This window comes from Pseudomonadota bacterium, assembly GCA_016195085.1.
Taxonomy (GTDB): Bacteria; Pseudomonadota; Alphaproteobacteria; order SHVZ01; family SHVZ01; genus JACQAG01.
Genome location: JACQAG010000020.1, coordinates 1 through 7,059, shown reverse-complemented (window position 1 = coordinate 7,059; position 7,059 = coordinate 1). Strand labels below are relative to the sequence as shown.

At 67.7% G+C, this 7,059-nt stretch carries 6 protein-coding genes and 1 tRNA gene; 4 read left to right on the top strand and 3 right to left on the bottom strand.

The annotated features are described in order from the left end of the window. Nucleotides 1–226 precede the first annotated feature (226 nt). Nucleotides 227–1,345 (bottom strand): CoA transferase, encoded by a 1,119-nt coding sequence (locus HY058_05675; protein ID MBI3496772.1) that lies wholly within the window; start codon nucleotides 1,343–1,345, stop codon nucleotides 227–229. Between the two features lie 81 nt (nucleotides 1,346–1,426). On the opposite strand from HY058_05675, the gene HY058_05670 reads away from it, so the two are divergent. Both HY058_05670 and HY058_05665 read left to right on the top strand, forming a co-directional pair. Next, a complete protein-coding gene (locus HY058_05670; protein ID MBI3496771.1) occupies nucleotides 1,427–1,912 on the top strand; it encodes an acyl-CoA thioesterase in 486 nt (161 codons plus the stop codon). Nucleotides 1,913–1,941: 29 nt separating this feature from the next. After that, nucleotides 1,942–2,724: an aspartate dehydrogenase gene (locus tag HY058_05665; protein MBI3496770.1), complete on the top strand. Its 783-nt coding sequence runs from the start codon at nucleotides 1,942–1,944 to the stop codon at nucleotides 2,722–2,724. 143 nt (nucleotides 2,725–2,867) lie between these two features. On the opposite strand, the gene HY058_05660 is transcribed toward HY058_05665, so the two are convergent. Then, nucleotides 2,868–3,671 carry an SDR family oxidoreductase gene (locus tag HY058_05660; protein MBI3496769.1) on the bottom strand — a complete coding sequence of 268 codons (804 nt, stop codon included), beginning with the start codon at nucleotides 3,669–3,671 and terminating at the stop codon, nucleotides 2,868–2,870. A gap of 180 nt (nucleotides 3,672–3,851) precedes the next feature. Between HY058_05660 and HY058_05655 the strand changes: the two genes are divergently transcribed. Next, nucleotides 3,852–6,023, top strand: coding sequence for a methyl-accepting chemotaxis protein (locus tag HY058_05655; protein ID MBI3496768.1), 2,172 nt, complete (start codon nucleotides 3,852–3,854; stop codon nucleotides 6,021–6,023). Between the two features lie 9 nt (nucleotides 6,024–6,032). Here the strand turns inward: HY058_05655 and HY058_05650 are convergent, their stop codons facing one another. Further along, nucleotides 6,033–6,533, bottom strand: coding sequence for a hypothetical protein (locus tag HY058_05650; protein ID MBI3496767.1), 501 nt, complete (start codon nucleotides 6,531–6,533; stop codon nucleotides 6,033–6,035). Nucleotides 6,534–6,619: 86 nt separating this feature from the next. On the opposite strand from HY058_05650, the gene HY058_05645 reads away from it, so the two are divergent. Beyond that, a tRNA-Arg gene (locus HY058_05645) sits at nucleotides 6,620–6,696 on the top strand. Nucleotides 6,697–7,059: the final 363 nt, after the last annotated feature.

The following is a 7,059-nucleotide window of genomic DNA, read 5'->3' as shown; positions in this document are numbered from 1 at the left end:
GCAGACCCGCAAAGATGCTATCGAGGTGGCGCATGCCCGGCTTCCCTTCTGAGTCTCGACAACCAGAAGGTACCCGGCAATCGCAGGGTTTGCCGGGCATGCGCCTGCGACCAATCGACTCATTCCCCGGACACCCGTGCAGCGGTGGAGGAGGGGACAAGAGCGCGTGGGCTTTGAATTCCCTCCCTCGCCGAAGGCGGGGGAGGGTCAGGGTGGGGGCTTTTCGCTACCCGAACTCGCGGCGGATCTGCTGGTCGTGCTCGCCCACGCGGGGGATCGGGCGGAAGTGCTGCGTCTCGCCGACGATCTCCGCCGGCGGGGCCACGAGATCGATGACACCCTCAGGGGTCTCGACCGGAACCGTCTTCAACTGCGGATGACGGGCGAAGTCGGCGACAGTGTTGAGGCCGCCAAAGGCGATCTTCGCCGCCTTCAGCCGGCGCTCGACCTCCCGGCGCGGCAGCGTGGTCAGCATCGACTCGATACGCCGGGTCAATTCTCGGCGGTGCTTGACCCGACTCTCATTGTCCTTGAACCGCACCTCGACGGCGAGGCCGGGATCATCGAGCACGCCGGTGCAGAGATTCGGCCACTCGCGCTCGTTCTGGATCGAGATCAGGACCGCGCCGTCGGCGCAGCGATGGGGGCCATAGGGCGCGATCGTCGGATGGTCGAGGCCGCTCCGCTTCGGCACCTCGCCGGTATGGGTGTATTGCAGCCAGGGCACGGTCATCCAGTCGGCCATGCCGGAGAACAGCGAGACCTTGATGACGCGGCCCTTGCCGGTGCGCTCGCGGGCGTAGAGCGCCTGCAGAACGGCGGCGTGCGCATACATGCCGGCGGCGATGTCGCAGACCGACACGCCCACGCGGGCCGGCGCCTCCGGCCCGCCATTGACCGAGCAGAGCCCGGACTCCGCTTGCACCAGGAGATCATAGGCCTTCATCTCCCGGTAGGGGCCGGCATCGCCATAGCCGCTGATGTCGACGGCGATCAGCTTGGGATGGCGCTCGGTGAGCGCGGCCGAGCCGATGCCGGCGCGCTCGGCCGCACCCGGGGCCAGGTTCTGGATGAACACATCGGCCTTGGCGAGGATGCGCTGGAGCAGCGCCGAATCCGCCGGCGCCTTGATGTCGAGGGTGAGCGATTCCTTGCCGCGGTTGAGCCAGACGAAATACGTCGACTGGCCGTTGACCATGCCATCGTAGCGCCGGGCGAAATCTCCCTCCGGACGCTCGATCTTGATCACCCGGGCGCCGGCATCGGCGAGCCGGCTCGAGCAGAATGGTGCGGCCACCGCCTGCTCCAGACTCACCACCAAGATCCCTTCGAGATCGCCCGCCATGCCCGGCCTCGCACCCGATCAAGCACCGGGCGCCATCATACAGGCCCGCATCGGTCATGCCCCCTGGCATGATGCGGGCGAATGCGCTATGCGCTTGCGGGCATGCGGGTAGAGCTCGACGACAGGCTTCGCGCCGAGTTTGGCGTGGAAGGCGGGTGGTGGCTGGCGGTCCGGCACCGGCTCCGCTGGAGCGAGGTCGACGCATTCGCCCATGCGAACCACACCACATATCTCGAATGGTATGAGGATTTGCGCATCCGCTACATGGCGGAATGCGGCTTGCCGCTCCGGATGGAGACGCCGGGCTGTGTCTTGGCCCGCATCGCTGTCGAATATCTGACGCCGCTCCGTTTCGAGGACGAGGTCCTGGTGACCGCCCGTGTCGCCTCGTTCCGGCGCACCAGCTTCCGCATGGACTACGCGACCTGGCGCCAGGGCTGCGTCAACCGCGCCGACGGACTCTTGGTCATGATGATCAACGCCACCGGCGAGAAGGTGCCGATTCCCGAGAGCGCCAAGCAGGTGATGACCCTGCGCGACGGCGCCAAGTTCGAGCCCACAGCGTGAGCCGGCAAGACGCGTCGTTCCGCTTGGGCATGATCGGGCTCGGCGCCATCGGCGGCCAGGTTCTGGACGCGATCGAATCCGGCGCCTTGCCTGGTGTGAGCGTGCCCGCCGTTCTGGTGCGCCGCCCGCGTCCGCCCGCGAACCGGGGGCCCTTGATCACCAACGATCCCGAACGGTTTTTCGCCCACCCTTTCGATGCGGTGCTGGAAGGGGCGGGGCATGAGAGTGTGCGCGACCATGGCGAGCGCATCCTCGATGCCGGCGCCGACCTCCTGGTGACCTCGGTGGGGGCGCTGGCCGACGATCTCTTTCGCGAGCGGCTCATGGAAGCCGCACGGCGCAACCATCGCCGCTTGATCCTGCCTTCGGCCGGCATCGGCGCCCTCGACATCCTCGCCGGTGCGGCGGTCGGCGGCCTCGATCACGTGGAAATCGTGGTGCGGAAGCAGCCCGAGGCGTGGAAGGGCACGCCCGGCGAAACCCTCGTCGATCTCGATCGGTTGACGGCGCCGGCAACGCTCTACGAGGGGCCGGTGCGCGAGGGCGCCAAGGCCTATCCGAAGAACGTCAACATCTCGGCCGCCGTGGCGCTGGCCGGCATCGGCCTCGACCGCACCAGGCTCACGATCGTGGCCGATCCCACCATCACCAGCCACGTCGTCGAAGTGCATGCGCGGGGCGCCTTCGGCCGCTTCGACTTCGTCGAGGACGTGGTGCCGACGGCCGACAATCCCAAGACCGGCATGCTCGTCGGCATGGCGGTCATCAAGGCGGTGCGGCAATTGACGCAGCCCATGGTGATCGGGCTGTAGGGAAGGTATTGCCCCGGCATTTTTTGTTCGTCATGCGCGGACTTGATCCGCGCATCCACGCTGCCGCCGGCACGACAGAAGACGTGGATCGCCGGGTCAAGCCCGGCGATGACGAAAAAAAGAAATGCGGTCCCCTCGGCGCCCTACGAAATCGTCTCGGTATTGCCGCAGACGCTGATGGCCTGGCCGGAGATGTTGGCGCCGGCGGCCGAGGCGAGGAAGAGTGCGGTCTCCGCGATGTCCTCGGCGGTGACGAAGCGGCGCAGGGACACGGCCTTCAGCATGATCTGCTCCTGCTCCTCGTAGGGAATGCCGACCGCCTTCGCCTTGGCGGCGATCACCCGCTCGATGCGGGGGCCCGCGACCGGGCCGGGCTGGATCGCATTCACCCGGATGCGGCTCGGCCCGAGCTCGATCGCCAGGCTCTTGGTGAAGCCCACCACCGCCCATTTCGAGGCGGAATAGGGCGTGCGCAACGGGAAGCCGAGCCGGCCGGCGACCGAGGATAGGTTGATGATCGACCCGCCGCCGGCTTTCTTGATGAGCGGCACCGCGCTCCGCGTGCAGTAGAACATGCCGTTGATATTGACGGCGAGCGTGCGCTCCCACTCGGCCGCCGAGATCCTCTCCACCGGTGCCGTGGGTCCGGCGACGCCGGCATTGTTGACGAGAATATCGAGGCGTCCCCGCGTCCGGGCGCGGCTGAACAGCCGATCGACATCCTTGGTCTTGGCCACATCGGCCACCATGCCCTCGATCTCCGGGCGCTCGCGCTTCAAGACCGCGAGCGCCGGCTTGTCGACGTCGCAAACCAGCACCCGGGCGCCGTGATCGGCGAACAGGCTCGCAATCGCACGACCGATGCCGGCCGCTCCCGCCGTCACCACGGCGTTGAGCCCGGCCAGCGCCGTAGGGGCGGGCTCGGGGTTTTTCTTGCTTCGGGCCATCCAGAAACCTCCCTCGGATCCATGGCTCGCGGGCGAGCATACAGGGGCCTTGCCGGGCAGGGCCAGAGCCGACCCGGAGACAGCCAATCCTCATACTTTCGATGGATGGTGCCGCGAGGAAGAAGGCGGTTCTAATCGGGAACCCCCCGACGCCAAGCCAATCTTTTGGAGAGACAGATCATGGCCCACGCCACGACGACTTCCCAAGACCGCCGGCAGGCGGCGGCCGCCGCATCGAATGGCGCCAGGCCTCGGCGCTGGCTGGATCGCCTCTCCGCCAATGCCCTCTTGAAGACCGTCATTGCCGCCATGGCGGCGGCCGTCATCGTCATGCTGGCGACGAACGCATGGGACTCCTGGCAGAAGCTGCGCGGTGCCGGAGAGATCCTGGCGGTGGCCGAGCTTTCCAGCCATGCCTTCAGCGCCATGAATGGGCTGCGCACCGATCGGGCGTCGACCGTTCGCTATCTGAACGATCCGGCGCCGATCCAATCCGACATGAAGAGCTACGTGAAGAAATATCGGGATGCCGACCTGCCGGGCGCGCGCGCGGTGGCCGAGGTCGTGCGGAAGATCGAGTTCAAGGATCAGGCGGCGCTCAGCGCGGAACTGGACCGCTCGATCAAGGCCCTGGCGCAGCTGCAGAGCGAGTCGTGGGATGCCCTGGAGAAGCCGAAGGCGGCCCGCCGCGAGCAGCTGGGCAATGAGTTTGCGTCGGAGACGACGAAGATGCTTGAGGTCTTGGACAAGATCTCGGGCAATGCCTTCGCGGCGATCAAGCACACCAACGCCTACATCGACGAGATGATGGAGATGAAGCAGCTGGCATGGCTGGTACGCAATGCCGGCGGCGAGGCGTCGGTCCTGGTGTCGAACGGGCTTGCCGCAGGGAAGGTGCCGCCGGAGGCACGCCAGCTCTATGCGGGCTGGGTCCGCGCCACCGAGCAGCTCTGGGCGGCGCTCGAGGATCTGGCGTCCGGCACGCAGCTGCCGCGACCGCTCGCTTCGGCCATCACCGGCGCGAAGGAGAACTATTTCAATGTGAAATTCACCGGCATGCGCGAGCGCCTGCTGAACGCGCTGATCAACGGCGAGAAGCCGGAGCTCACGGCCAACCAGTATTCGCCCATCTCGGCCGAGACGCGCGAGAGCCTGTTGGCCGTGGCGGAGCGAGCCTTGGACGCCGCGAAGGACCAGGGCCAAGCGCTGCAGGTCGCCGCCGAGCGCCAGCTCTTCGGGCAGGTCATGCTGTTCGCCTTGGCGCTGGCCTTGGCCTTCGGCAGCATGATCGCGGTCAACCGCCGGGTCGTGGGCCCGCTCAGGACCATCTGCGAGGCGATGCTGAAGCTGGCGGGCGGCGATCTCAACGCCGATGCGCCCTTCACCCATCGCCAGGACGAGGTGGGGGCGCTCGCCGGCGCTCTCGGCACCTTCAGGCAAAACGCCATCGAGAAGGCGCAGATCGAAGAGGAGCAGCGGCGCCGCCACGCGGAGACGGCGACGCGCCAGCAAACCGTCGATGCCGCCATCGCCGGCTTCGAAAGCCAGGTCAAAGACGCGCTGGACGCGCTCGACCGCGCGTCGGGCGAGATGCGGACGACCTCCGATGACATGGCGAAGACCTCGACCGAGACCACCGATCAGGTGAAGGCCGCGGCGGCGGCGTCCGAGGATGCGTCCAGCAACGTGCAGACGGTTGCGGCAGCTTCGGAAGAGCTGAGCGCGTCCATCGCCGAGATCAGCCGGCAGGTGACCCATGCCGCGAACATCGCCGTGCGCGCGGTAGAGGAGACGAATCAGACCGACAGCACGGTCCGGGGCCTCGCCGAGTCCGCGGGCCGCATCGGCGAGGTGGTGCGCTTGATCAGCGACATCGCCGGGCAGACCAATCTGCTCGCCCTCAACGCCACCATCGAGGCGGCACGCGCCGGCGAGGCCGGCAAGGGCTTCGCCGTGGTCGCCTCCGAGGTGAAGTCGCTGGCGACCCAGACGGCGAAGGCGACCGAGGAGATCGCCGCGCAGGTGACGGAGGTGCAGTCGGTCACCAAGGCGGCGGTCGAGGCGATCAAGCGCATCGGCGGCACCATCGACGAGGTGAGCACGGTCGCCACCTCGATCGCCTCGGCGGTGGAGCAGCAGGGGGCCGCCACCCAGGAGATCACCCGCAACACCCAGCAGGCGGCACGGCGCACCAAGGACGTCTCGGACGGCGTGGCGGGCGTGTCCGCCGGCGCCGATGCGACCGGCCAGGCCGCCGGCGGCGTCAAGGCGGCGGCCGAAATCCTGGGCCAGCAGGCCGAGCGGCTGCGCGGCCAGGTCGACGACTTCCTGGGCAAGATCCGCGCGGCGTGAGGGCAAGCGTCAAGGATTATGTGTCTGGATGCGCCAGAGCTCGCGGGTATAGGTCGAGAGCGCCAGATCCATGTCGAGATAGACGATGCGGCTAACCGCCGTCAGCGTGCCGAAGACCTGCAGGCCGCCGGCATATTGCGCAACGATCAGATTGATCAGCTCGCAGAGAAAGAAGTTATAGCCGGCGATGTAGACGTAGGGGGCGACGCCGGCGCTGAGATGGGCGCGTCCGACGCGGAGCGCGCTCGCCACATAGTCCTCGTCGAAGCGGCAGGAGAACAGCCGATCCCAGTGGCGCTTCTGCGCCTCGCTGAGGCGCGCCTCGGCGGCGTCGTCCTGGATCAGCCGCTTGCCTTCGGGAAAGCCCCGGATATGGCGGTAGAAGCGGCGGATGATGCCGCCCATCTCCTCGGCCAGCAGCGGCCGGATGGTGGCGATTTGCGCCTTGGTGTCCTCGCTGATGGCGAGCAAGGCCAGCCTCGTGCCGAGCTTCGGGATCGTGTCGGGCACCGCTCCCCCGCCTTCCGAACCAATGAACGGCCCCGACCGCTGTCGGCTGCGCCGCGGCGCCGGCTATGCTATAGCAGATCCGGCGAGTCCCCGTAGCTCAGCAGGATAGAGCACAGGATTCCTAATCCTGGGGCCGTGGGTTCGAATCCCGCCGGGGACGCCACTCGAAAACGCCCGGTTTTATTGGTGTTTGGCATGGGCGCTTCGGGAACGGAGCGACAACCCGGGCTGTCCCATCCTTGCTTTCGATTGCCACGGATTCCAACGGCTTCCCATGGGGTGCTCCGGGCAAACGTCCCCATGCGAGTCCCCATGATCGTGCGCACGGCGTTCGCGCGGCGCGCTCGCTCCGTTCTCCGGCCGAAGCGCCGCTTCGGCCGGCGCCGCCAGCTCGAGCTCCTCGCTCGAGCGAGAGGCCTTCCGTATTCGTGGATCCGTCGCCGCGCGATCGCTAGGAGGTCTTGGCCTTGCCGGCTCGCAGCCCGCGGCAGCCAGCCCCGCCATGAACCGGCCGGCGGTGGCCGGG

What these genes read in the sequence shown, in the direction of transcription:
- HY058_05675 (MBI3496772.1), bottom strand. Translation starts at nt 1,345, where the DNA reads ATGGCGGGCGATCTCGAAGGGATCTTGGTGGTGAGTCTGGAGCAGGCG.
- HY058_05670 (MBI3496771.1), top strand. Translation starts at nt 1,427, where the DNA reads ATGCGCTATGCGCTTGCGGGCATGCGGGTAGAGCTCGACGACAGGCTT.
- HY058_05660 (MBI3496769.1), bottom strand. Translation starts at nt 3,671, where the DNA reads ATGGCCCGAAGCAAGAAAAACCCCGAGCCCGCCCCTACGGCGCTGGCC.
- HY058_05655 (MBI3496768.1), top strand. Translation starts at nt 3,852, where the DNA reads ATGGCCCACGCCACGACGACTTCCCAAGACCGCCGGCAGGCGGCGGCC.
- HY058_05665 (MBI3496770.1), top strand. Translation starts at nt 1,942, where the DNA reads ATGATCGGGCTCGGCGCCATCGGCGGCCAGGTTCTGGACGCGATCGAA.